Origin of the sequence: Catellatospora sichuanensis, from assembly GCF_007483665.1 — a bacterium.
GTDB lineage: Bacteria > Actinomycetota > Actinomycetes > Mycobacteriales > Micromonosporaceae > Catellatospora > Catellatospora sichuanensis.
In genome coordinates this window covers 22588-46598 of record NZ_VIQO01000039.1, presented here as the reverse complement: position 1 = coordinate 46598, position 24011 = coordinate 22588, and the positions used below count along the sequence as shown (strand labels likewise).

Sequence of the window (24011 nt, the reverse complement as noted above, 5' to 3'; positions counted from 1 at the left end):
CAAAAGGAAAGAAGGACCCGATGAACCGCAGATCACGGGCCGGAGCAGCGCTGCTGTCCCTGGCCGTGGTGGCCGGCCTGGCCGCTTGCAGCACCGCCGAAGAGGAGCCCGGCGCCGCCGTCACCCTGGACTACTGGCTCTGGGACGACAACCAGAAGGCGTCGTACCAGCAGTGCGCCGACGCGTTCACCAAGGCCAACCCGAACATCACCATCAAGATCAGCCAGGCGGCGTGGACCGAGTACTGGCAGAACCTGACCACGCAGATCGCCGCGGGCGACGCCCCGGACGTGTGGACCAACCAGGGCTCGTACTACCCGCAGTTCGTCAGCTCCGGGCAGATCCTCGACATCCAGCCCTTCGTCGACGCCGACAAGGTCGACCTGTCCCAGTACCAGGGCGGCCTGGCCGACCTGTTCACCAAGGACGGCCAGCGCTTCGGTCTGCCGAAGGACTGGGACACCATGGCGCTGGTCTACAACACCGAGCACCTCAAGGCCCAGGGCATCGACGCGGCCGCGCTGAAGGACCTGACCTGGAACCCGACCGATGGCGGCAGCTTCGAGCAGGTCATCGCCAAGGCCACGGTCGACGAGAAGGGCCGCAACGGCCTGGACCCGGCGTTCGACAAGACCAAGGTCAAGGTCTTCGGCTACCTGCCGGAGTGGGCCGACGGCTCGCAGGGCCAGAACGGCTGGGGCAACCTGGCCGCCAGCAACGGCTTCACCTACCTGGACAAGAACCCCTGGGGCACCCAGTACAAGTACGACGACCCCAAGCTCGCCCAGACCATCGACTGGTTCAAGTCGCTGTCCGCCAAGGGTTACAGCCCCGCGCTGGACAAGGCTTCCACGCTCAGCCGGGACTCGCTGCTCAACGCCGGCAAGGGCGCCATCACCTTCGCCGGTTCCTGGATGATCAACAGCTACCTGGGTGAGGGCGCGAAGCTGAAGTTCGCGTTCGCGCCGCTGCCGGCGGGCCCGCAGGGCCGCAAGACGGCGATCAACGGCCTGTCCGACGCGATCTGGTCCGGCACCAAGCACAAGGACGAGGCCTGGAAGTGGGTCAAGTTCCTGGGCTCCGCCGACTGCCAGAACATCGTCGGCGGCAACGGCGTGGTCTTCCCGGCCATCAAGTCCGCCAGCGAGAAGGCGCTGGCCGCCCACCAGGGCAAGGGCCGCGACGTGAAGGTGTTCGTCGACGAGGCCGCGGCGCCCGGCGGCACGTTCTTCGTGCCGATCACCGAGCACGGCAACGAGGTCAGCCAGCTCGTGCAGGACGCCATCCAGTCGGCGATCCTCGGCCAGTCCGACTCGGCCACCGCCCTGAAGAAGGCCAACGACCAGGTCAACGCCCTGTTCAAGTAGCCCGCACGACGAACAGGTGCGGCGGGACGCATGGTCGCGTCCCGCCGCACCCCGCACCTGCAACTCATCTGCATCTCACCCGCCAAGGAGAACCATGGCACTGCTCATCGAGCTGGCCGGCCACACTTTCGCCCTCGAACACGACGGCCCCGGCAGCCCGCAAGCAGCCGACGGGGGCCTGGTCCTGCCACCGGGACGGGTCGCGTTGCTGCACGGACTGGGCGATGCCCTGTTCTACCGGCACGGGCACAACTCCTGGAGTCCCTGCGGATGGCGTCGGCTGAGCGAACCGCCGCTGCGTATCGCCAACCCGCAGCGACGCCTCACCGCCGACGACACCGTCTGGGACGATGCGGCCCGGCACCACTCCTCCGCCGTGGCCGCCCTCGACGCCGGTGACGGCAACGTCCTGCTGCTCGGCGCGCTCGGACTGGGCGTCCCGCGACTGGCCGCCGACCGGGACACCCTGTCCGGCTGGTACGAGCACGGAGCCCAGCCCTGGTTCGCCGCCTACGGCCCCGAGGACGAGGTCTTCGCCGCGTACACCCGGCAGCTGGCGCAGCGGCTGGGCAGCAGCACCCGCCGCGCCGGCAACGTCTGGTGCTCCTGGTACGCCTATTACGAGACCGTCACCGAGCAGCAGCTCGCCAAGGACATCGACGACCTGCGCGGGATGCCGTTCGACGTCGTGCAGGTCGACGACGGCTGGGAGCGGCTGGTCGGCGACTGGCAGCCCAACCACAAGTTCCCGTCCGGGATGAAGGCCCTCGCAGACCGGATCACCGACGCGGGCATGACCGCCGGGCTGTGGCTGGCTCCGTTCATCGCCCTGCCCGGCTCGGAGCTCGCCCGGGAGCGCCCCGAGCTGCTGCTGCGCGACCACCGCGGCGAGCATGTGATCGCGGGAAACAACTGGGGCAGCGGCTACCACGCCCTCGACCTGTCCCGGCCCGCCGCCCGCGACTACCTCAGCGAGCTGACCCACCGGGTGGTGCACGAGTGGGGCTTCAAGTATCTGAAGCTCGACTTCATCAACGCCGGGGCAGCGCCCGGCATCCGCGCCGACGACGCCGAGCGGGAGCAGTCCTATCGCGACGCGCTCACCCTGATCCGCGAGGTCGCCGGCGACGACGTGTACCTGCTGGGCAGCGGGGCCATGCTGCTGCCGTCGCTGGGCATCCTCGACGGGCTGCGCAGCGGACCCGACGTGGCGCCGATGTGGCAGAACTACGCCAGTGACGACCCGTCCGACGCGATGGCCCGCAACGCGGTGGTCAACACGCTGCACCGGCTGTGGCACCAACCGCTGGCCGAGGTCGACCCCGACGTCATCTACTTCCGCAGCCGGCTGAACCTGCTCACCGATCAGCAGCTGGCGTGGTTGCGAGAGCTGGCCGACATCTGCCGGTTCCGGGCCGTGTCCGACCCGCCCAGCTGGCTGTCGGCCACCGAGCTCGACGACATGAGCAGCTACCTGGCGGCGCAGCCGGAGATCCGGCGGCTGGGTCGGTACGAGTACAGCGTCGGCGGGCGCAGGGTGGACTTCACCGCGGCGGTCACGCCGGCGGCTCAGGCCTATCCGATCTCCTGACATGTTCCGGCTCCGTCCGGACCCGGCCCGGTTGCCCTCCCCCGTCCGCGGGCGGCGCAGCCGGGCCTGGACCGTCGTCCCGGTGGTCCGGTCCGCCCTGGTGCGCAGCACCGGCCCTCACGGTGGGTGGGCTTGCCATCACTCCACGATTTTGTAAAGATCAAAGCGTATTGCGCGGGCTCGACCGCACGCAAACAAGGGACAGAACGTGACAGAGTTAGCAACAACCGGAACGGACCTGCCGCGGCTGCGCGAGCTCAACTCCCTGAGCATCGTGCGCGCGCTGCGTGACCACCCGCCGTCCACCGTCACCGAGCTGTCCCAGCGCACCGGGCTGTCCCGGCCCGCCGTAGACGTCATCGCCCAGGGGCTGGTCTCCGACGGCTGGGCCACCGTGCTCGAGCCCGGCGCCAGCAGCGCCGTCGGCCGCCCGGCACGCCGCTACCGGTTCCGCGCCGGCGCCGGTCACGTGCTCGGCGTGGACGTGGGTGTCCACAAGATACTGGCGCTGCTGGCCGACCTCGACGGCAACATCGTGCACACCGTCCGCCAGTCCGTGGCCGCCGAGGCCGAACCCGCCGAACGCCTCGCCGTGCTCGACGAGGTCGTCAGCGCCTGCGTCGCCGAGGCCGGCAAGGCGGCCGCGGACATCTGGGCCGTCACCGCCGCGGTCACCGGCGCGGTCGACGCGTCCGGGCGGACCAGCTTCTTCACCCCGCTGCCCGGCTGGAAGAGCGTCGACCTGGCCGCGCACCTGGGCACGCGGTTCTCCTGCCCGGTCGTCGTAGAGAACGACTGCAAGCTGGCAGCCCTGGCCGAGCGGTGGAAAGGCGCGGCGACCGACGCCGACGACATCGTCTACCTGCTGGGCGGCATGCGTACCGGCGCGGGCCTGATCATCGACGGTGTGCTGCGCCGGGGCTTCGGCGGCGCGGCCGGCGAGATCGGCGCGTTGAAGCACGTCCGCTGGCTCAACGCCCCCGAGCACCTGCAGAACTGCCCCGGTGTGCCCGCGACCGTCAGCCCTGACGACGCCGCCGCCTGGGTCTTCAACGCCGCGCGGGAGGGAGACCGGGCCGCGCGGGCCGCGGTCAACCGCTACGTCAAGGACCTCGCCGTCGGCGCGGCCGCGCTCGTGCTCACCCTCGACCCCCAGGTGGTCGTGTTCGGTGGCGGCTTCTCCCGGTCCGCCGACCTCGTGCTCGAGCCGCTACGCAACGAACTTCAGCGCCTGTGCCTGCGCATGCCCGACGTGCGCGCCTCCACTCTCGGCGCGGACTCCGTCGCCCTCGGCGCGCTGAAACTGTCCCTCAACGAGGTCGACGTACGGCTGTTCAGCGCCGGCCTGTCCGCGCCCGTGGCTCCCCGGCGCCAGTGACCGTCCCGGCAGCGGCGAGCGCTCGCTCCCGCAACCGGAACGGCCTCAGGCGATCTGGAAGTAGGTGTCGCGTGTCATCGTGATGGCGATGCCGCCCACGACCCTCAGCTCACCGGCGCCGGCAAGCAGGGACGGGCGTTGCGTGCGCGCATTCTTGATTTTGAACGTCGACCCCTCCTGGACACTGTCGCCCCAGGGCTGCGCGACGTAGAACTTCTCGGATCCGCCGAAGGTCCACCGGCCGTCCGCGGTTCTCGCGAACAGGCACACCTCGCCCTTGCCGGTCGCCGCGATCGCCACGGCTCGCCCGCCGCCGTCGGGGATGAACCCCCAACCCGCCGCGTAGGAGTCGCCACCGCTGCACAGCGCGACGAAGACGGCGCGGCCGCTGCGGTTGTGGATCGTCAGGTCGCGGTTCGTGCCTGCGGCGAGCCACGTCCCGCCGCCGACTCCGGTCTGCAAGATCGCGAAGGGGTCCATGGGCCGCCGTTTCGACAGGCTTCGAGAATGCCCGATCATATCGATGTCCGTGAACCATCGGCGAGCTTTGCCGTGACAACTGAGTGTCCTGGCGGTTTCCCCGGGGTGGTCGATCCCGTCAGGTCAGGCCCGATGCCCGACCTTCCGGCTCTTTCAGCAGCACTGCCAGGACCAATCCGGTCACCAGTCCGGCGCCGTGGGAGTCGCCCAGCGTGGCCATCAGGACTGCGCCGGCCACCACGAGCGCGACCATGACGCCGCGCGCCAGGCGGGTGGCGCCCATCCGATGCGTCGACATCACCAGCGCGACCGCCGCCGCGCCGGCGACAGTCGCCGCGATCACCACCGCCGCCGCGAAGGCCGCCAGGTAGAGCACGAAGTGCACGGCATACAGGAAGGCGGGCAGCGGCGGCGTCCAGCCGCTGCGCCACGTCATGACGGCAAGCGCACCGATCAGGCCGGCGACCGCGTCGGAGGAGCCGCCGCCGGTGTCGAGCGGGTGCAGCACCAGCATCAGGGCCACACCGGCCAGGCCCGCCGCGAGATACAGCGCGAGCCAGTCGAGCATGTCCCGCTTGAAGCCCGTGGCTCCCCGCCGCCAGTGAGGTCGGTGGACGAACGGCGCCGGGAGCGGCTCAGGTGACCTGGACCTAGGTGTCGCGGGTCATCGTGATGGCGATCCCGTCCACTACCCTCGGCGCCCGATCCCGCGGCCGCCCGCTCAGCGGTTCTTGGCCGCGGCGACCTCTGCCCGTGCCAGGTCTGTCAGTCTGGCAATGTTCTCCGGAGTGGCTTCGTAGCCGGCGATCGTGGCGCCCACCACCATCGTGCCGTCGAGCACGCCGAGGCCGACGTGGGTCTGGCCGTTCTGGGTCACGCTTCCGGCGAAGGCCTGCTCACCCAGGCTGGGCACCGGCACGGCCTTGACGTCGGGGACGGCGCGGCTCAGCTCGACGGCCTGCTGGTAGCCGGCGGACGCGTCGGCCGGAGTCGCGTACGCGTCCGCCGAGATGGTGACCTTCTTCGAGCCGTCGCCGCTGGTGTAGGCGACGCTTCTCGTGGCCGTGGGACTGCCCGAGGCGGTGGCGTTCCAGCCCGTGGTGGATTCCTGTGTCACGTCCGGAAAGAACGTCTGAACCTCGTTCAGCGGAATGACGATGTCGCGGGGAAGCAGGGCGCCCGTGGCAGAGGGTTGCGCAATGCGCGGCGCGGTTGCGGACGTCACGGGGCTTGCGCAAGCCGGCAGTACGAGAACCCCGATCGCGGCCGCCCACAGCACGGCCGACCTGCCCCAGCGTGAGTTCCTCAACCGCGTGTTCATGTGCGCCCCCGCTCACGGAAAACCTGCCCAGACACCGATCTGCCCAGCGAACGCAATATATCCCGACACATGGGACCAACTATGGCTATTAGCCGATTATGCCGCGCCTCGTACACCTTCACGGATATGAATCAGCGGGCTATGGTGACCGTGCGATGTTAGCGATCACATCACCGCGCGCGCCGACGTCGCTCAACGGCGAATTCACCACGGGGAGTGCGGCAATGTGGTCGATGACCATGGCGCAATGGCGGGTCAGGGTCAGGCGGACCGGGGCCTTCGTCGCGATGATCGCCGCTGCGGTGGCCGCCTTCACCTTGCTGACGTCGGCCGCCACCGCCGAGCGACTGGACGCCATCGGTACTGTCGTGGCCAACTACCGGCCGACCTATGACATCCTGGTCCGCCCCACCGGCAGCCGCCTTCCGCTGGAACAGCAGCGCAATCTCGTCCAATCCGGACAACTGGCGGGCATGAACGGCGGCATCACCGTCGACCAGTGGCACACGATCCAGCAGGTCGACGGGATTGCGGTGGCCGCACCCGTCGCGGTCGTCGGATACAGCATGCGCACCGTCCCGGTCGAGGTCGACCTCACCGGGCAGCTCGACCCCACGGCCACGCAGCAGGTGCTGCGCGTCCAGCCCACCTGGGTCACCGATGCGGGGCTCAGCAACATCCCCGACGGCGCCGCCTACGTGTACGTCACCCGCAACCCGCTCAGGCAGCCGAAGCCCGCCCGCTACACCGGGCAGCTGGTCGGCCCGCAGGAGCTGTCCGGCGACGGCACGTCGGTGCTCGTCTGCGCCGCCGGCGAGGGCGGCCCGACCAGCCCTCTGGCCGAGCAGGCGCGATCCTCGCTCACCTGTGTCGGCGGACCCGGCTCCATCGGATACGACGGCCTGCCCCAGGCCACCACTGCGGTCCTGCGGCTCGGCTGGTCGATCCCCTTCCTGCTCGCCGCCGTCGACCCCACCGCCGAAGCCGCCCTCGCCCGCCTCGACACCGCCGTCACCTCCGGTCGCTACTTCACCGACGGTGAGGGACCGCGCCCTTACAGCTTCCCCGAGCCGCTGTCCAACCCACCGGTCATGGCTTACGAGGGGGTGCCGATCCTGATGGCCGACCGACCGCAGCTCGACACGACGCTGCGCCTCGGCGTGCAGCGGCTCGACCCGGCCGCGGTACAGGTGGTGCGCGCCAACCCGGACCAGGAGAAGGTCCGCGCCACGCTGGGCGCCGTGCCCGGCACACCCGTGGATCAGCGGCGGGTCACCGCGCAGCAGGTCTACCCCGGCTTCGTCGACCGCATCCGCGACCCGGCCGCGCACACCGGCGACATGATCTACGGCGACGGCACGTTCAACGGATCACCGCTGCTCGGTGTCTTCTGGACCGTCGGACCGGCCCGGCTCACGTCCGACGGCGACGGCCTGCGCGCCGAAGCCGTCGGACAGGACCCGAAGATCTGGGGCTCCGGCTCGTCCATGGGCGACACGGCCCACGCCGTGCCGATGGAACTGGCCGACCTCGGCGTGCGCGGCGGCATCGCCGTCCACCACGGCCTGGACCGCGACCCGGCGGTAATCGGCCTGACCTCGCTGCCCGACGTCGGCCTCCAGCTCGTCGGCACCTTCGACGCGGGCAAGGTCGACATCGGTGGCGCCCTGTCCGCGGTGCCGATGGACACCTACTTCAACCCGGGCGTCACCGGCGCCGACGCCGCATCCCGCCAGGCACTGGGCGGCGCGACGCTGCGGCCCAACGCCAACCTCGCAGGCCTGCTCAGCCAGCCGCCGCTCATGCTCACCACGATGGAGTCGGTGCCCCTGCTGCTCGGCGACAAGGACTTCAACACCCGGCCCGACTACCCCGAATACCAGCTGCGCCCCGAGGCTCCGATCAGCGCGATCCGGGTACGCCTCGCCGGTGACCTGGGCATCGACCCGGTCTCCAGGGAGAAGGTCAGGCTCGCCGCCGCCCGCATCGCCGAGCGCACCGGCCTGCAGGTCGACATCACCCTCGGCTCCTCACCCACCGCGGTGTCGGTGGCCTACCCGGAGGGCCGCTACGGCCGGCCCGCCCTCACCGTCGCGCAGTCCTGGGTGCGCAAGGGGGTGGCGGTCGTGCTGGTCGAGGCCATCGACCGCAAGAGCCTGCTGCTGTCGGGCCTCGTGCTCACGGTGTGCGGGCTGGCGGTGCTGAACGCCACCAGCGCCGCGATGCGCTCCCGCCGCCTGGAACTGGCGATACTCTCCTGCCTCGGCTGGCCCCGACGCAAGATCCTGTCTTTGCTGCTGCTCGAGGCGTCCGGAAGCGGCCTCGCCGCCGGAGCGCTCGGCACCGCCCTCGCCGTCACCGGAATCACCGTGTTCGGCATGCGGATCGACTGGCGCCACGCCCTGATCGCCGTTCCGGCCGCGCTGGCGCTGACCTTGCTCGCCACGCTGTGGCCCGCCTGGCGTGCCACCCGCGCGGACCCCGCGGCAGCGGTACGCCCCTCCGTCGCGCTCAGCCTCCGAAGATATAGGGCACCCCGGCGGATCAGCACCCTCGCGTTCGCCAACCTCACCCGCAGCCCCGGCCGGACACTGCTGGGCGCCGCCGGCATCGCCATCGGCGTGTCCGCGCTGACGGTCCTGCTCGCGATCACGTTCGCCTTCCGCGGCGCGGTGACCGGCACCCTGCTCGGCGAGGCCATCTCGCTGCAGGCACGCACCGTCGACTACCTCGCCGTCGCGATCACCGTGGTCCTCGGCGTCGTGACCATCGCCGATCTGGTCTATCTGACCATCCAGGACAGGGCGGCCGAGCTCGCCCTGTTCCGGGCCGTCGGCTGGCCGGAGCGGCTGCTCCACCGCCTCGTGACGATCGAGGCCGTCGGCATCGGCGTCCTCGGCGGCACGGCCGGAGCCGCGCTGGGCCTCGGCGGCGCCGCCTGGTTCGTCGGCCAGGTCACCGCGCCGCTGCTCTGGTGCGCACTCGCCGCGCTGCTCACCGGTGTCGCCGTCAGCGGCCTGTCGGTGCTGGTCCCGATGGCCGTGCTGCGGAGGCTGCCCACCGCGCAGCTACTTGCCGAGGAGTGAGGACCCCGATGGATGAGCCGCCAAAGCAGGGCCGCCCGGCCGCCGATCCGCTCGTACGCCTGCGCGGGGTGCGCAGAATGTTCCCGATGCCGGCCGGCGCACCGCCGGTGGTGGCCGTCGACGACGTGAGCCTGACCATCGCCGCGGGCAGCGTGATCGCCCTGACCGGTCCCAGCGGTTCGGGCAAGTCCACGCTGCTGCACATGATCGGCGCCATCGAACGCTGCGACGAAGGTGTCATCGAGGTCGCGGGCCGGCCCGTGAGTGGCCTGTCGTCGGCGGCGGCAGCGGCATACCGGCGTGGGATCGGCCTGGTCTTCCAGCGCTTCCACCTGCTGCCCGCCCTCACCGCACTCGACAACGTCGTCGTACCGGTGCTGCCGTTTCGCACCGACTTCGACAAACACGCCCGCGCCCGGGAACTGCTGGCGCTGGTCGGGCTCGCCGACAAGGCGGCGGCATTGCCCTCCCGGCTGTCCGGCGGCCAGCAGCAGCGGGTGGCCATCGCCCGTGCGCTGATCAACCGGCCGTCGCTCCTGCTGGCCGACGAGCCCACCGGCAATCTCGACAGCCACAACGGAGCCGCGGTCATGGACCTGCTGTTGCGGCTGCGGGACGAGGAGGGCACCACGATCGTCGTCGCCACCCACGACACCGACATCGCCGCGCGGTGCGACCAGGCGCTGCATCTGAGGGACGGACGACTGACCGACAAGCCCTGAAGCGCCGGCCCCGCCGAGCCGGTCAGGGCGCCGTCAGATACTCCAGCACCAGGTCACCGAGCATCTGCCGGTGGTGCTCGCGCCGGGCGGGGTCGAGCATGTCCCGCTTGAAGATCGCGTTGAAGGTGTACCGGTTGGCCGTGCGGAACACACAGAACGCGCTGATCACCATGTGCACGTCGATCGGGTCGACGTCGTCGCGGAACCGCCCGGCGGCGCGGCCGCGGTCGAGGATGCGGGTCAGCACGTTCAGCGCCGGATCGGCCAGACCCGGCAGGATGTCCGAACGGATCAGGTGCTGGGCGCGGTGGATGTTCTCGATGCTGACCAGGCGGATGAAGTCGGGATGCGCCTCATGGTGGTCGAAGGTCAGCGACGCCAGCCGCCGGATCGCGTCGGCGGGGTCCAGATGGTCGACGTCGAGCTGCTGCTCCAGTGCGCGGATCCCGGCGTAGGCACGCTCCAGCACGGCGATGTAGAGCTGCTCCTTGCCGGTGAAGTAGTAGTAGATCATCCGCTTGGTGGTGCGGGTCTTCGCGGCGATCTCGTCCACCCGCGCGCCCGCGTACCCCTTGTCGGCGAACTCGTGCGTGGCGACGTCGAGGATCTCCGACCTGGTCCGGTCGGCGTCGCGCACCGACGGCCCCACGGCGACCTTGGGTTGTGCGGGCAACGGCGCTCCCTCCATCGTCGACGCCCACTGTAGTCAGTCCTGTCCGGGCGCCGGAACCTTCCCCGTCGGTCGCGCCGAGTGTATAAGTAACTATCCAGTACGTTCATAACGGCCACCGCGGCTGCCGCCCCGCGCAAGGGAGAGTCCCATGCTCACCACGGAAAGGCACCCCACGACGGACCCCGCACCTCGACCGCGACCCGCGCTCGGCCCGGCGATCGCGACCGTGTGCCTGTCCGGAACGTTGGAGGACAAGCTCGCCGCGGCTGCCGCGGCCGGTTTCCAGGGGATCGAGATCTTCGAGAACGACCTCGTCGCCTCCCCATGGTCGCCGCGTCGCGTCGGCCAGGAGTGCGCCCGGCGAGGCCTGTCCATCGTGGCCTACCAGCCGTTCCGCGACTTCGAAGCCGTCCCCCCGGACGTGCTGCGGGCCAGCCTGCGCCGCGCGGAACGCAAGTTCGACCTGCTCGGGCAGCTGGGCGCCGACACGATGCTGGTCTGCTCGTCGGAGTCGGCGGACTGCGTCGACGACGACGACCTCGCCGCCGAGCAGCTGCACCAGCTGGCCTCGCGCGCGGCCGAGCGCGGGATGCGGATCGCGTACGAGCCCCTGTCATGGGGCCGGTTCGTCAACACCTACCAGCACGCCTGGCGGATCGTGCGGCATGTCGGCCATCCCGCGCTCGGCCTGTGCCTGGACAGCTTCCATGTGCTCTCCCGCGGCGTCGACCCGGCCGGTATCCGCGTCATCCCGGGCGCGAAGATATTCCACCTCCAGCTCGCCGACGCCCCGCGGCTGCATTCGGACCTGGTCGAGTGGAGCCGCCATCACCGGCTGTTCCCCGGCCTGGGCTCGTTCGACCTGACCGGTTTCGTGGGCCACGTGCTCAGCACCGGATACGACGGGCCGCTGTCGTTGGAGGTGTTCAACGACGTATACCGTCAGGCCGATCCCCGGCACGCGGCGATCGACGGCATGCGCTCGCTGCTCAGCCTGCAGGAACTCGTCGGCACGCAGGGTCCGCCGCCGGTGCGCGAGCGCCTGCGGATGTCGGGCCTGCCGCCCGCGCCACCGCTGGGCGGCCACGTCTTCACCGAGCTCGCGGTCGACGACATCTCCGGCCCGGTGGTGGCGGGCACGCTGGCCGCGCTCGGGTTCGCCCACACCGGGCAGCACCGTTCCAAGCCGGTGCAGTTGTGGCAGCAGGGTGAAGCCCGGGTCCTGCTCAACTTCGAGCCGCAGCGCACGGTGGCGCCCGGCACGGCGGCCGTCTGCGCGCTCGCTGTGGAGAGCACGGACCCGGCCGCCTCGACGCAGCGGGCCGTCCGCCTGCTCGCCCCGGTGCTGCCCCGCACCCGGCGTCCCGACGAGGCCGAGCTCAGTTCCGTGGCGGCCCCGGACGGCACGGCGGTCTTCTTCTGCCGCGACGGCTCCGACAGCGGCGGCTGGCTGGCCGACTTCACCGCCACCGGCGCGTACGCCCGGACCGACGGTTTCGTCACCGCGACCGACTACGTTTCACTGACCGAGTCCGTGGACGACTTCGACCAGGTCGTGCTGTTCTACAGCCTGGTGCTCGGCCTGCGCTCCGGTGGCGCCACCGAGCTCGCCGCGCCGTTCGGGCTGATCCGCAGCCGGGCCGCGGGCGACGGGAGCGGCAGGATCCGCATCATGCTCAACACCGCGCCGCTGCGCCGCGGTGACTGGGCTCCGGCGGTCGCCAGCCCGCAGCACATCGCGTTCGCCAGCCACGACGTGATCGCCAGCGCCAAAGCCATGCGTGCCATGGGCGCGCCGGTGCTGCGCATGCCCGACAACTATTACGACGACCTCGACGCCCGGCTCGCGCCGCCGCCGCCGCTGCTGGCCGCGATGCGGGAGTACTCGATCCTCTACGACCGGGACGAGCACGGCGAGTTCCTGCACTTCTACACCGAGATGCTCGGCTCCCGCCTCTTCTTCGAGGTGGTGCAGCGCATCGACGGGTACGCCGGCTACGGCGCACCGGGCAGCGCTCCCGTACGCATGGCGGCGCACCGGCTGCGCCGCCTGATCACCCTGCGCGACGCGGCGGAGCCACGCGACACCACGCAGCCGCGCGACGACCGGCGGCACGACTACTCGCTGGCGCACCTCACCGCGCTGAGCCTGGCTCCGCCGGACCTGGTCGAGGCCGCGGCCGCGGCCGGCTACCGCTATGTCGGGCTGCGCCTGAACCGCGTCACGCCGCAGGAGCCGCACTACCCGCTGGCCACCGACCCGGCGCTGATGCGCAAGACGAAGGTACGCCTGGCCGCGACCGGCATCGAGGTGCTCGACATCGAGCTGGCCCGGATCAGCCCGCATGACGACCCGCGGGAGCTGCAGCGTTTCCTGGAGGCCGGGGCCGAGCTCGGCGCCCACCACGTGATCACGCAGCTGCCCGATCCCGACCGCGCCCGCAAGATCGCCCGGTTCGCCCAGTTGTGCGAGATGGCCCGGCCGCTGGGCCTGACCGTCGATCTGGAGTTTCCATCGTGGACGGAGACGCCCGACCTGGCCGAGGCAGCCAGGGTGCTGCGGGCGGCGGACCAGCCCAACGCGGGACTGCTGGTCGACCTGCTGCACTTCGCCCGGTCCGGCTCCAGCGTGGCCCAGCTGCGGGAGCTGCCCGCGGAGTGGTTCCACTTCGCCCACGTCTGCGACGCCCCGGCAGCCGTGCCCGCCACGAACGAGGGCCTGATCCACACCGCCCGGTTCGAGCGCCTGTTCCCCGGCGACGGGGGCATCGACGTGCACGGGATCCTGGCTGCGCTGCCCGCCGGGATCCCGTACGCGCTGGAAATCCCGCGGGCGACGCTGGTGGCGCAGGTGGGAGCCACGGAGTATGCGCGCATGGCGCTCGCGGCGACCCGCGAGCATCTCGACGTCGCCCGGCGCCCCGGACCGGGACCGGCCTGATCCGCGACGTGCGACCGTCACCCGCCGGTGGGTGCGGGTGACGGTCGCAGCGCGAGCGCGAGCGCCGTCGGGCGGCCGTCGCGGAAGCCTTTCACAGCCCGAGGTAGATCTTCCTGACGCGCGCGTCGTGGGTCAGCTCCGCGGACGTCCCGGACAGCACCACTTCGCCGTGCTCCATGACCAGGCAGGTACCGGTCGCCTCGAAGGTCAGCTTGGCGTTCTGCTCGACTAGGAGCATGCTCAGCCCCTGGCCCTGCAGGCGTTGCAGCACGGCGAGGATCGTCTCGACGAGCTTCGGGGACAGGCCCATCGACGGCTCGTCGAGCAGCAGCAGCTTGGGCTGCGACATCAGCGCCCGGCCGATGGCCAGCATCTGCTGCTGGCCACCGGACAGGGCGCCGGCCAGCCGGTCCTTCATCTCTTCGAGGACCGGGAACAGTTCGTACACCTCGGACAGGCTCGCCCTGGTGGCCGCGTCCCACTTGCGCGCGTACGCGCCGAGCAGGAGGTTCTTCTCGACCGGCAGGCCTGCGAAGACGTGGCGGCCCTCGGGCACGTAGCCGATGCCGTGGCGGACCATGTCGCGTGCCTTGACCCGGGCGAGGTCGGTGTCGCCGAACCGGACCGCGCCGACCTTGCGCGGCACCAGCCCCATCAGCGCGCGCAGCGCGGAGGTCTTGCCCGCGCCGTTGGCGCCGATGAGGCCGACCGACTGCCCGGCGGGCACGGTGAGGCTGATCCCGTTGACCGCGCAGACCCCGCCGTAGTGCACGGTCAGGCCCTCGACGGCGAAGTCCGGACCGGTGGTGCGGGCGGGGGTCGGGTCGGTGCCGATGCTCATCGTGTCGCCTCCGTCGCGGTGGCGACCGGCACGTCCTCGGACATGGCGGAGTCGCCCAGATATGCCTCGACCACCTGTGGCGCGCGGGCCACCTCGGCCGGTGTGCCGTCGGCGATGACGCGGCCGCTCGCGAAGACGGTGACCCGCTCGCACAGCGACATGACCAGGCCCATGTTGTGCTCGATGAGCACGACGGTGACGCCGGTCGAACGGATGGACCGCACGATCTCGCTGAGCTGGCGGACCTCCTCGCCGTTGAGGCCCGCGGCGGGCTCGTCGAGCAGCAGCAGGCGCGGGTGGCGGGCCATGGCGCGGGCGATCTCGACCCGTCGCTGGGTGCCGTAGGGCAGCTCGCCGGGGGCCGCGTCGGCGAACGCGGTGAGCCCGAAGCGGTCGAGCAGCTCGTCGGCCTGCCGGCGCAGGGCCCGGTCGTGGCGCCATACGCCGGGCTGCCACAGCGCGTACCGCCAGCTGCCGAGCACCGAGGTCTGGTCGAGTGCCACGAGCAGGTTCTCGCGCACGGTGAGCAGCGGGAACAGCCGCAGGTTCTGGAAGGTGCGGGCGACGCCGGCGCGGGCCAGGGTGTGCGGGCGGGCGGCGGTCAGGTCCCGCTCCCCCAGCCAGACCCGGCCCGAGGTGGGCCGGTAGAGCCCGCTGACCACGTTGAACAGCGTGGTCTTGCCGGAGCCGTTCGGGCCGACGACGCCACGGATCTCACCTGACGTGATCTCCATGGTCACCTCCTGCAGGGCCTTGAGGCCGCGGAAGTGCATGCTCACGTCGTCGATGCGCAGGATCACCTGCTCGGCCGGGCGCTCGACCTCGTCGTACGGCCGGAAGTCGCCGAGTTTCGGCGGCGCGCCCGTGTCGCGGCGCAGCCAGCCGAGGCGTTGCAGCAGGCCACGGGCGCGGACGGGCAGGCCGGCCAGGCCGGTGGGAGCGAACACGACGGTCAGCACCACGATGGTCCCGTAGGCCACCTGCGCGTACGTCGGGTAGTCGACCAGCACCTCGCGCAGCAGGGACAGCGCGACCGCGCCGACGACGCAGCCGACCAGGCTCTGCCGCCCTCCGATGATCACCATGGCGAGCAGCAGGAACATGTTGGCGATGCTGAACGTCTCCGGCGCGACGTAGCGGATGAGGCCCGCGTAGAGCACACCGGCGACACCCCCGTAGATGCTGGCCAGGAAGAACGCCGTCATGCGCAGCTGCGGCACCTCCACCCCGACCGCGCCCGCCGCGAGGGAGTCGTCGCGCATCGCGCGCATCTTGCGCCCGAGCGGGGTGCGCACCACGAACAGGCCGAAGGCCAGCGCCAGCGCGAACACGATGAGTTCCAGGTAGTAGAAGAAGTAGTCGTTGCGCAGGTCGATGCCGGGCAGTGTCGGGGCGGGGATGCCGGTGATGCCCTCCGCGCCGCCGGCGATGTGGGCGTTGGTGACCCAGTTGGTCAGCGCCAGGGCGAGGCCGAGGGTGACGATGCCGAGGTAGTGCGACTGCATGCGCAGCGCAGGCGTGCCGATCAGCAGCCCGATGGCGGCCACGATGAGCATGGCCAGCGCGGCGGCCGTCCAGAACCCGAAGCCGGCCCGGGTGGTCAGGATGGCCGTGGCGTAGGAGGCCACGCCGAACAGCGCGATCTGGGCGAGGTTGATCTGCCCCGCGATGCCCATGACCAGGCCGAGGCCGATCGCGAGGATGGCGAACAGGATCACCACGTTCGCGACGTGGATCAGGTAGGAGTCGAGCTGGTAGGGCAGCAGCCAGGCGAGGACCGCCAGCACGCCGATACCGGCGACGCGCAGTTTCATGCGCGGTTCACCGTCCTCTCGCCGAAGATTCCGGTGGGCCGGATCATGATGACCACGGTGAAGACCAGGAAGGTGACCAGTTCCGAGTAGCCCTGGAAGTGGCCCGCGGTGAACGCGTCCAGCACGCCGATCGCGAACCCGCCGACGATCGCGCCGGGGATGCTGCCGAAGCCGCCCAGGATCGCGGCGGCGAAGCCCTTGATGCCGAGCGCGCCGCCCATGGTGGGGTTGACGTAGAGCAGCGGGCCGACCAGCCCGCCGGCGAGCGCGGCCAGGCCTGCGCCGAGCATGAAGGCGATCGCGTTGCTGCGTCCGACGTGGATGCCGACGGCCGTGGCGGCCTCGTGGTCCATCGCGACGGCCTGCATGGCCGCGCCGCGTTTGGTGGACTGCAGGAAGAAGACCAGCAGCACGGCGGCGGCGGTCGCGATCGCGAGCACGACCAGGTCGTATGTGCGGATGCGCAGCCCGAGCACTTCCAGCGGACCGGTGGGCACGGGGTTGGGCACGGCGTTGCCGGTCGCGCCCCAGATGATGATCGCGACGGCTTCGAGCACGATGCCGAACCCGATGGTGCCGATCAGCATGAGGTCGAAGTCCTTGTTCTCCAGCGGGCGCAGCACCCGCTCGATGATCACGCCGATCAGCCCGGTGCCGCCGATGGCCAGGGCCATGGCCAGCGCGAAGGGCAGCTTCGTGGAGAGGTAGAACGTCGAGGCGAGGTACGCGCCGATCATGACGACGTTGCCGTGCGAGAAGTTGACCAGGCCCATCGTGCGGAAGACGAGCGAGAAGCCCAGTGCCACGAGTGCGTAGATCGCGCCGAGGCTCATCCCGCCGATGAACGTTTGAAGAAAGACCTGCATGGCACTCCCTGTGCGCAGAGCGAGGGGAACGGGAGCGGTCGCCGCATGCGGGATGACCCGCCTGCGGCGACCGCTCGGGTGATCATCAGCCGGCGGCGACCAGCTTGCCGCCCTGGATCGTGCCGATCCGGGTGGCGAAGATGCCCACGCCGGTGTCGTCGAACGCGAAGTCGCCCAGCAGACCGGCGTACTTGGTGGCGCGGATCGCGTCGGCCAGTGCCTGCCCGGTCGCGACGTTGCTGGTCTTCAGCGCGTTGAGCAGGATCTGCGTGCCGTCGTAGGCCTTGGCGCCGTGCATCTCGGCGTCCTCGTTGAACTTCGCCTTGTACGCCGCGGCGAACTTCTTCGACGCCTCGCTGACCTCGTTGCTCAGGTAGGGCGAGCTGACGATGGTGCCCTCGACGTTGGCCGTGCCGGCCGTGTCGGCGAAGACCGGGGTGCCCTGCGGCGCCGCGCCGGCGAACGGCACGGTGATGCCGAGGTCGCGGGCCTGCTTGACGATCAGGCCGGACTGGACCTCCTCCGCGCCGATGAAGATGACCTGCGGGTTCTTCTGCCGGATCGTGGTCAGCGCCGCGCTGAAGTCCTTCTGGTCGGCGGTGACGACCTGGTCCTCGATCGGCTTCACGCCGCGGGCCTGCAACGACTTGGTGAACGCGTCGTGCTCGCCCTTGCCGTAGCCGCCGTTGTTCGTGATCATCGCGATGTTCTTGAGCCCCTTGGTGTCCACGATGTACTTCGCCAGGGTCTCGTCGTAGGTGACGCTGGTGGGGCCGTTGAGGAACAGGAACGGGCTCTTCACCGCGACCAGGCCGGGCGACTGGCCGGACGTGATGTTCGGGATCTTGGATTCGCGCAGGATCGGGGCCATGGCGATGGTGACCGCGCTCTCGGCGGTGCCGATCATCGCGATGTAGCCCTCGCTGGCGATCTTCCGGGCCAGGTTGGTGCCCACGGTCGGGTCGCCCTGGTCGTCGAAGACGCCGAGTTCGATCTGGCGGCCGTTGATGCCGCCGGCCGCGTTCCACTCGTCGATCGCCAGGCGGGCGCCCTTGAGCTCCCAGGCGCCCAGCGAGCTGAGCTGCCCGCTCTGCGCGTCCACGAGCGCGATCTTGATCGGACCGTCGGTCTTGTTCGAGTCGCCCTGGTCTCCGCCGGGTGCGGAGCAGGCCGCGAGCGCGACCGGAAGGGCGAGTCCGAGGAGCATGACGGCGGCGCGGCGCCGCAGGGACGAGAACATGCACATCACCTCTGTTGTGGGGAGGAACGGAGACGGGATGCGTTACCTGGTGGGGTGCGGGGCGCGCGGCTCGCGCCCGGTGTCGACGTGCTGTTTCACTCGAATACGCCGTGGTAGATGTCCTTGATGTTCCAGTGCCCGGGGGTCGGCACCGGCTCGTTGACCATGGGCACGTCCAGCACCGCCGGTCGGCGCCGCTGCACTGCCGTACGAAGCGCGGCTACGAGGTCCGCCGGCTGCGCGATGTCGTATCCGTCCGCCCCGCAGGCCCGGCCGAGCGCGGCGAAGTCGGGGCTGTAGGGGTTGCCGTCCGGGTCGCGGAACTCGCAGCCGTAACTGCGGCCGAAGTTCGCCGCCTGCAGGTCGGCGATGGTGCCGTGGGCTCGGTTGTTCATCACCAGGAAGATCACCGGCAGGCCGCGCTCGACCGCCATCGGCAGCGCGGGCAGCTGGGCGCTCATGCCCCCGTCGCCGATGAGCGCGACCACGACCTTCTCCGGTGCCGCCAGTTGCACGCCGAGCGCCGCAGCCGGGCCGAAGCCCATGGTCGACGCGCCACCGGGGGTGATGAAGCGCCCGTCGGCGGGCAGTGGGTAGCACTGCGCCACGCCGTTCTTGTTCCAGCCGACGTCGGTCACCAGGATCGTGTCGGAGGGCAGCGCGGCCCGCACGTCGGCGAGGATGCGCTCGGGGCGCAGCGGGAACTGGTCGCTGCGCCCGCGTTCCGCGCTTCCGGCGAACAGCGCCGAGCGGGCGGCCGCGATGTCGGCTCGCAGTTCGGGCCGCGACCGTCCCTGCGGCAACTGGTCGAGCACCTGCCCGGTGATCGCCTGCACGGCCAGGGTCGCGTCGGCCACGACGCCGATCTCGACCGGGTAGTTGCGGCCGATCTCCGCCGGGTCGATGTCGATCTGGATCAGCCGCGACGGCGGGAAGCGCCAGGTGTAGGCGGGATCCCAGGAGCTGGCGTCGGTCTCGGCGAAGCGGGTGCCGATGGCGAGCACCACGTCGGCGTTCAGTGCGTAGCCGTTGGTGCTCTCGGTGCCCCAGAATCCAGGCATGCCCAGCAGCAGCGGGTGCTCGTCGGGGACCGCGCCCTTGGCCATCAGCGAGTGCGCGATGGGGATGTCGAGGTGCTCGGCGAGCGTGAGCAGGGCCGCGCGCCCGGCGCCGCGGCCCAGTCCGCCGCCGAGGTAGATGAGCGGCTGCCGGGCCGACACCAGCTCGCGGGCGATGCGTGCCGCGTCGTCTGCCGGGAGCGCGGGGGCCGTCGTCTGCACGGGCTGCGGGTACCGGTCGGTGTGGTGGTCGGCCAGCGGCCGGGAGAACAGGTCCATCGGGACGTTGAGCAGCACGGCGCCGGGACGGCCGGAGGTCGCCGTCCAGAACGCGCGCTCCAGGAAGCGCGGCAGATCCTCGACCCGGTGCGCGTGCCAGGCCCGCTTGACGAACGGCCGGAAGATCGCCGTCTGGTCGGCGTCGGCGTGCAGGTTGACCTCTTGGTGCGGGTGCCTGCCGTGCATATAGGACGGCACGTCCCCGGCGATCGTCACGAGGGGCACGGAGTCCAGCGCGGCCGTGGCCACTCCGGTGACGGCGTTCATCATGCCGGGGCCGACGTGGACCAGCAGCACGCCGACCTTGCCGGAGACCCGGGCGTATCCATCGGCCGCGTGCGCGGCGGCCTGCTCGTGCCGCGCGATCACGAACTCGATGCCGACCTGCTCGAACGCGGCCAGCAGCGCGATGTTGGTATGGCCGCAGGTGCCGAACACGTACTCGACGCCGTACGCCTGGAGCTGCCGGGCCATGGCGAGGGCACCGGTGCCGCTCGCGACGTCGTCGGCGGGCAGGACGCGGGCCTCGGTGTCTGTGCTCATCGGTGCTCCTCTGTCGCTCGTGCGAAGGCTGCTCACCCGTGCTCACCCCAGATCGACATGCCGCGCAGCAGCATGGTCTTCACCGTGGTGAAGTCCTCGATCATCAGGCGGGGCGACTCGCGCCCGAAGCCGGAGTCCTTCACCCCGCCGAAGGGCACATGGTCGAGGCGGAAGTTGGACGATCCGTTGACGACGAGCCCGCCGACCTCGAGTTCGCGCCATGCCGTGACGGCCCGCCCGAGGTCGCGGGTGAACAGGCCGGCCTGCAGTCCGTAGCGGCTTTCGTTGCAGGCGGCCAGGACGGCGTCGAAGTCGTCGTAGGGCATGACGGCGACCAGCGCCCCGAAGACCTCGTGCACCACGACGGCGGCGTCGGCGGGCGGGGCGGCCACCACGGTGGGGAACACGGTCGCGCCGTCGCGCCGGCCGCCGGTGGTGATCGTCGCGCCGCCCGCGACGGCTTGGGCGGCCCACGACACGACGCGCTCGGCGGCGGCTTCGTCCACCATGGAGCCGACATCGGTGGCGGGGTCGAGCGGGTCGCCGACCACCAGGCTCTCGACCTCGGCGGTGAGCGCGCCGAGGAACTGCGCGTAGCGGTCGCGGTGCACGTACACCCGCTGCACCGAGATGCAGCTCTGGCCGGAGTTGGAGTAGCCGGTCCGGGCGCAGACCCGGGCGGCCGCGGCGATGTCGGCGTCCTCGCACACGATGGTGGCGGCGTTGCCCCCGAGTTCCAGCACGAGGCGCTTGGCACCTGCCGCGCGGGCCACGGCCGCGCCGGTCGCCGCGCTGCCGGTGAAGCTCACGACGCTGACCTCGGTCAGCGCACACAGCGCCGCGCCGATGTCGCCGCCGCCGTGCAGCAACTGCACCGCCTGCTCGGGCGCGCCGGCTTCGAGCAGCAGCGCCACCACGGCCGCGGAGACCGCGGGCGCCTGCGGCGGAGCCTTGACGATGGTGGTGTTGCCCGCCGCGAAGGAAGCGCCGAGCTTGTGCGCCAGCAGGTTGGCCGGGGCGTTGAACGGCGTGATCGCCAGTGCCACACCGGCCGGGGCGCGGTAGGTCAGCGCGGTGTTGCCGATCCCCCGTCGCCAGCCCGCGACCGGCAGCACCTCACCGCCGATCTGACGCGCTTCGGCGGCGCAGACGGTGAAGGTGTCGGCCACCCGGTCCATCTCGCCCAGCCCGTCGCGCAGCGGCTTGCCCAGCTCCAGCGCGATCAGGCGGGCGAACTCGGCGCGATGGGCCTGGGCCAGCCGCCCCGCCTCATCGAGGACTTCCGCGCGCGCCGCCGGAGCCAGCCGCGCCATGTGCCGGGCCGCGCCGCGCGCGTGCCCGGCTACCGCGTCCACATCGGCCGCCGCGGTGACCGGTGCTCTGCTGACCACGGTGCGGACGTATGGTCCCACCCGCTCGTCATAGGGTCCAGCCACGACCCAGTTGCCGGCCACCAGATTCGCGGCCGTGTACACCGCATCAGCGCCGGGCTTGAGAATGGCGTCGAGCACCGGAACCTCCTTCGTGGACCACTCTGTGGTTCTACTGGACCGCTCTACGGACTGGGTGTAACGTACGGGCGTCCGCTGGATCTAGCAAGGGGTCGAGTCCAGAACGTTACGGACGAGTGAAGGCACCACCAGGCGCGCAGGTCGTCGACAGTCGTGATGGGATGCTCATCCGCAGGCCATCGATGTGGACATGAGGAAAGCGAGGAACCGTGGCGGCGGCAACGGGACACGACAGGGCAGCCGGACGGCAGCGAACCGCGCAGGACCACGCCGCGGCATCGCAACCGGCCGCCGACAGCGGCGACCAGCAGGGAGTACGCAGCGTCCAGCGGGCACTGGACATCCTCACGCTGCTCACCGCCGAGCGGCCGACCGTGACGGTCCGCGAGATCACCGAGGCCACCGGTCTCGCGAAGACCACGGTGATCCGTCTGGTCTCGACACTGGAGCAGAGCGGCCTGCTCTGGGCCACCACGAGCGGCTACATGGCAGGCCCCGGCCTGTGGCGCTGGGCGCACCTGGCCCACAGCAGCTGGGAGCTGCCGCCGGAGACCCAGCGCGGCATGCGCGAGCTCGCGGCCCGCATGCGCGAGACGGTCAACGTCTACGTCGCCCGCGACGTCTTCCGGGTCTGCATCGCACAGCAGGAGAGCCCGCAGGCACTGCGCCACGTCGTGCACGTCGGCGACGAGCTCCCGCTCTGGGCCGGCGCCACGGCCAAGGTGCTGCTGCGCGACGCGAGCCCCGCGCTGCTGGCCCGGGTCGCCCGCAGCTCCCCCTACGGATCCGGCCACGTCAAGCGGCTGCAGGAGTGGATCGACGAGGCCGCCGTCGCCGGATACGCCGTCAGCCACGGCGAACGCGACGAGGGCCTGTCGGCGGTGGCCGCCCCGATCGTGGGCCGCTCCGGCGCCGTCGTCGCCGCACTCAGTCTCAGCGGACCCACGCTGCGCTTCACCGAAGCCCGGGTCGCCGAGTTCGCGGCGGAGGTCAAGCGCATGGCACAGCAGGTGTCCGAGCGCGGCTTCGACCATCCGCTCGGCACGTCCCTCTAGGTCGCGCCGCGCCGGCGCGCCTTGTGTCAGCCAGCCCACCCGAGGAGACCATGCATGGCGCATCGACCGCTCGCCGGCATCCGCGTGCTCGACCTGACCAACGTGCTCGCCGGCCCGTACTGCACGTATCAACTGGCCCTGCTCGGCGCGGAGGTCCTCAAGGTCGAGATCCCCGGCGTCGGAGACCTGGCCCGCCGCCTCGGCCCCGACCCCGAACTCAACGAGGCCGCCCTGGGCGCCTCGTTCCTGGCGCAGAACGCGGGCAAGAAGTCGGTGGAGCTCGACCTCAAGGACGACGACGGACGGGCGTCGTTCGTGGAACTGGTCACGGCCGCGGACGTGCTGGTGGAGAACTTCCGGGCCGGGGTGCTGGCCCGGATCGGGTTCGGCTGGGAGCGCCTGCGCGAGCTGAACCCGAGGCTGGTCTACTGCGCGATCAGCGGCTTCGGGCAGAGCGGGCCGATGAGCCAGGCTCCCGCATACGACCAGGTGATCCAGGGCCTCTCCGGCATGATGAGCATCACCGGTACGCAGGACACCGCCCCGCTGCGGGTCGGCTTCCCGATCAGCGACACGCTGGGCGGGCTCACCGCCGCGCTGGCCGTCACCGCCGCGATCGCCGGGCGGGAGCGGCACGGGCAGGGCTCGTTCCTCGACGTGTCGATGCTGGAGGCGTCCGTGTCGGCGATGGGCTGGGCGGTCTCCAACCATCTCGTCGGCGGCGTGCCGCCACGGGCGATGGGCAACCAGAACCCGACCGCCGCCCCGTCGGGCACCTTCCACGCCGCCGACGGCCCGCTCAACATCGCGGCCAACCGGCAGGAGCAGTTCGAGAGCCTGTGCCACTGCGTGGGCCGGCCCGATCTGGTGAGCGATCCGCGCTTCGCCACCCGGGAGCAGCGCAAGGCGCACCGCGACGCGCTCAACGAGGAGCTGGACGACGCCCTGCGGGCACGCCCCGCACTCGCCTGGGAGCAGGAACTCAACCGGGTCGGCGTGCCGGCCGCCCGGATCCTCACCGTGCCGCAGGCCGTCGAGCTGGAACAGCTGGCCCACCGCCGGTTCTTCGCCGACGTGCGCTTCCCGGGCCCGGCCACCGACCGGCGGCTGCGCCTGAGCGGCACCGGGGTGCTCGTCGACGGCGAACCGCTGCATCCGGTGGGCGCGCCGCCGCTGCTCGGCGAGCACAACGACGAGCTCCCGGAGATCACGCGCCGGTGGCGCAAGCCCGGGTCCTGACATACG

General features: G+C 71.1%; 18 protein-coding genes. 8 read left to right on the top strand and 10 right to left on the bottom strand.

Features of this window, described 5'->3' with window-relative positions:
- Positions 1-20: 20 nt before the first annotated feature.
- From FLL47_RS38200 to FLL47_RS38190, 3 genes are all read left to right on the top strand, one after another.
- Complete coding sequence (locus FLL47_RS38200; protein WP_144127557.1) at positions 21-1367, top strand: ABC transporter substrate-binding protein; 1347 nt, start codon at positions 21-23, stop codon at positions 1365-1367.
- 94 nt (positions 1368-1461) lie between these two features.
- A complete protein-coding gene (locus FLL47_RS38195) occupies positions 1462-2958 on the top strand; it encodes a glycoside hydrolase family 36 protein (protein ID WP_144127556.1) in 1497 nt (498 codons plus the stop codon).
- Between the two features lie 208 nt (positions 2959-3166).
- Complete coding sequence (locus FLL47_RS38190) at positions 3167-4336, top strand: ROK family transcriptional regulator (protein ID WP_144127555.1); 1170 nt, start codon at positions 3167-3169, stop codon at positions 4334-4336.
- A gap of 45 nt (positions 4337-4381) precedes the next feature.
- On the opposite strand, the gene FLL47_RS38185 is transcribed toward FLL47_RS38190, so the two are convergent.
- From FLL47_RS38185 to FLL47_RS38175, 3 genes are all read right to left on the bottom strand, one after another.
- Positions 4382-4816 (bottom strand): hypothetical protein, encoded by a 435-nt coding sequence (locus FLL47_RS38185; RefSeq protein WP_144127554.1) that lies wholly within the window; start codon positions 4814-4816, stop codon positions 4382-4384.
- Between the two features lie 118 nt (positions 4817-4934).
- Positions 4935-5384, bottom strand: coding sequence for a hypothetical protein (locus FLL47_RS38180; RefSeq protein ID WP_144127553.1), 450 nt, complete (start codon positions 5382-5384; stop codon positions 4935-4937).
- 153 nt (positions 5385-5537) lie between these two features.
- Complete coding sequence (locus FLL47_RS38175; protein WP_144127552.1) at positions 5538-6041, bottom strand: hypothetical protein; 504 nt, start codon at positions 6039-6041, stop codon at positions 5538-5540.
- A 320-nt stretch (positions 6042-6361) separates the two neighbouring features.
- Between FLL47_RS38175 and FLL47_RS38170 the strand changes: the two genes are divergently transcribed.
- Both FLL47_RS38170 and FLL47_RS38165 read left to right on the top strand, forming a co-directional pair.
- Positions 6362-9223 carry an FtsX-like permease family protein gene (locus FLL47_RS38170; RefSeq protein WP_186316159.1) on the top strand — a complete coding sequence of 954 codons (2862 nt, stop codon included), beginning with the start codon at positions 6362-6364 and terminating at the stop codon, positions 9221-9223.
- 8 nt (positions 9224-9231) lie between these two features.
- Positions 9232-9945 (top strand): ABC transporter ATP-binding protein, encoded by a 714-nt coding sequence (locus FLL47_RS38165; protein ID WP_144127550.1) that lies wholly within the window; start codon positions 9232-9234, stop codon positions 9943-9945.
- Between the two features lie 22 nt (positions 9946-9967).
- Here FLL47_RS38165 and FLL47_RS38160 read toward each other — a convergent pair whose 3' ends face one another.
- A complete protein-coding gene (locus tag FLL47_RS38160) occupies positions 9968-10618 on the bottom strand; it encodes a TetR/AcrR family transcriptional regulator (RefSeq protein WP_246159217.1) in 651 nt (216 codons plus the stop codon).
- A 148-nt stretch (positions 10619-10766) separates the two neighbouring features.
- Between FLL47_RS38160 and FLL47_RS38155 the strand changes: the two genes are divergently transcribed.
- Complete coding sequence (locus FLL47_RS38155; protein ID WP_144127548.1) at positions 10767-13559, top strand: TIM barrel protein; 2793 nt, start codon at positions 10767-10769, stop codon at positions 13557-13559.
- A gap of 91 nt (positions 13560-13650) precedes the next feature.
- Here the strand turns inward: FLL47_RS38155 and FLL47_RS38150 are convergent, their stop codons facing one another.
- The 6 genes from FLL47_RS38150 to FLL47_RS38125 all read right to left on the bottom strand — a co-directional run bounded on the left by FLL47_RS38150 (position 13651) and on the right by FLL47_RS38125 (position 21711).
- Positions 13651-14400 carry an ABC transporter ATP-binding protein gene (locus tag FLL47_RS38150; RefSeq protein WP_144127547.1) on the bottom strand — a complete coding sequence of 250 codons (750 nt, stop codon included), beginning with the start codon at positions 14398-14400 and terminating at the stop codon, positions 13651-13653.
- On the bottom strand, positions 14397-16214 hold the full coding sequence (locus tag FLL47_RS38145) for a branched-chain amino acid ABC transporter ATP-binding protein/permease (protein WP_144127546.1): 1818 nt from the start codon (positions 16212-16214) through the stop codon (positions 14397-14399). The genes FLL47_RS38150 and FLL47_RS38145 overlap by 4 nt, the downstream gene beginning before the upstream one ends.
- Positions 16211-17080, bottom strand: a complete 870-nt coding sequence (locus FLL47_RS38140; RefSeq protein WP_144127545.1) for a branched-chain amino acid ABC transporter permease — start codon at positions 17078-17080, stop codon at positions 16211-16213. Before FLL47_RS38140 ends, FLL47_RS38145 begins: the two co-directional genes overlap by 4 nt.
- An 85-nt stretch (positions 17081-17165) precedes the next feature.
- The gene (locus FLL47_RS38135; protein WP_186316158.1) at positions 17166-18320 is read right to left on the bottom strand and encodes an ABC transporter substrate-binding protein; all 1155 of its coding nucleotides are present in this window, start codon (positions 18318-18320) and stop codon (positions 17166-17168) included.
- A gap of 95 nt (positions 18321-18415) precedes the next feature.
- A complete protein-coding gene (locus FLL47_RS38130; RefSeq protein WP_246159216.1) occupies positions 18416-20200 on the bottom strand; it encodes a thiamine pyrophosphate-binding protein in 1785 nt (594 codons plus the stop codon).
- 32 nt (positions 20201-20232) lie between these two features.
- A complete protein-coding gene (locus tag FLL47_RS38125) occupies positions 20233-21711 on the bottom strand; it encodes an aldehyde dehydrogenase family protein (RefSeq protein WP_186316157.1) in 1479 nt (492 codons plus the stop codon).
- 209 nt (positions 21712-21920) lie between these two features.
- On the opposite strand from FLL47_RS38125, the gene FLL47_RS38120 reads away from it, so the two are divergent.
- A complete protein-coding gene (locus FLL47_RS38120) occupies positions 21921-22766 on the top strand; it encodes an IclR family transcriptional regulator (protein WP_144127542.1) in 846 nt (281 codons plus the stop codon).
- A gap of 54 nt (positions 22767-22820) precedes the next feature.
- A complete protein-coding gene (locus FLL47_RS38115) occupies positions 22821-24005 on the top strand; it encodes a CaiB/BaiF CoA transferase family protein (protein WP_144127541.1) in 1185 nt (394 codons plus the stop codon).
- The last annotated feature ends 6 nt before the right edge of the window (positions 24006-24011 follow it).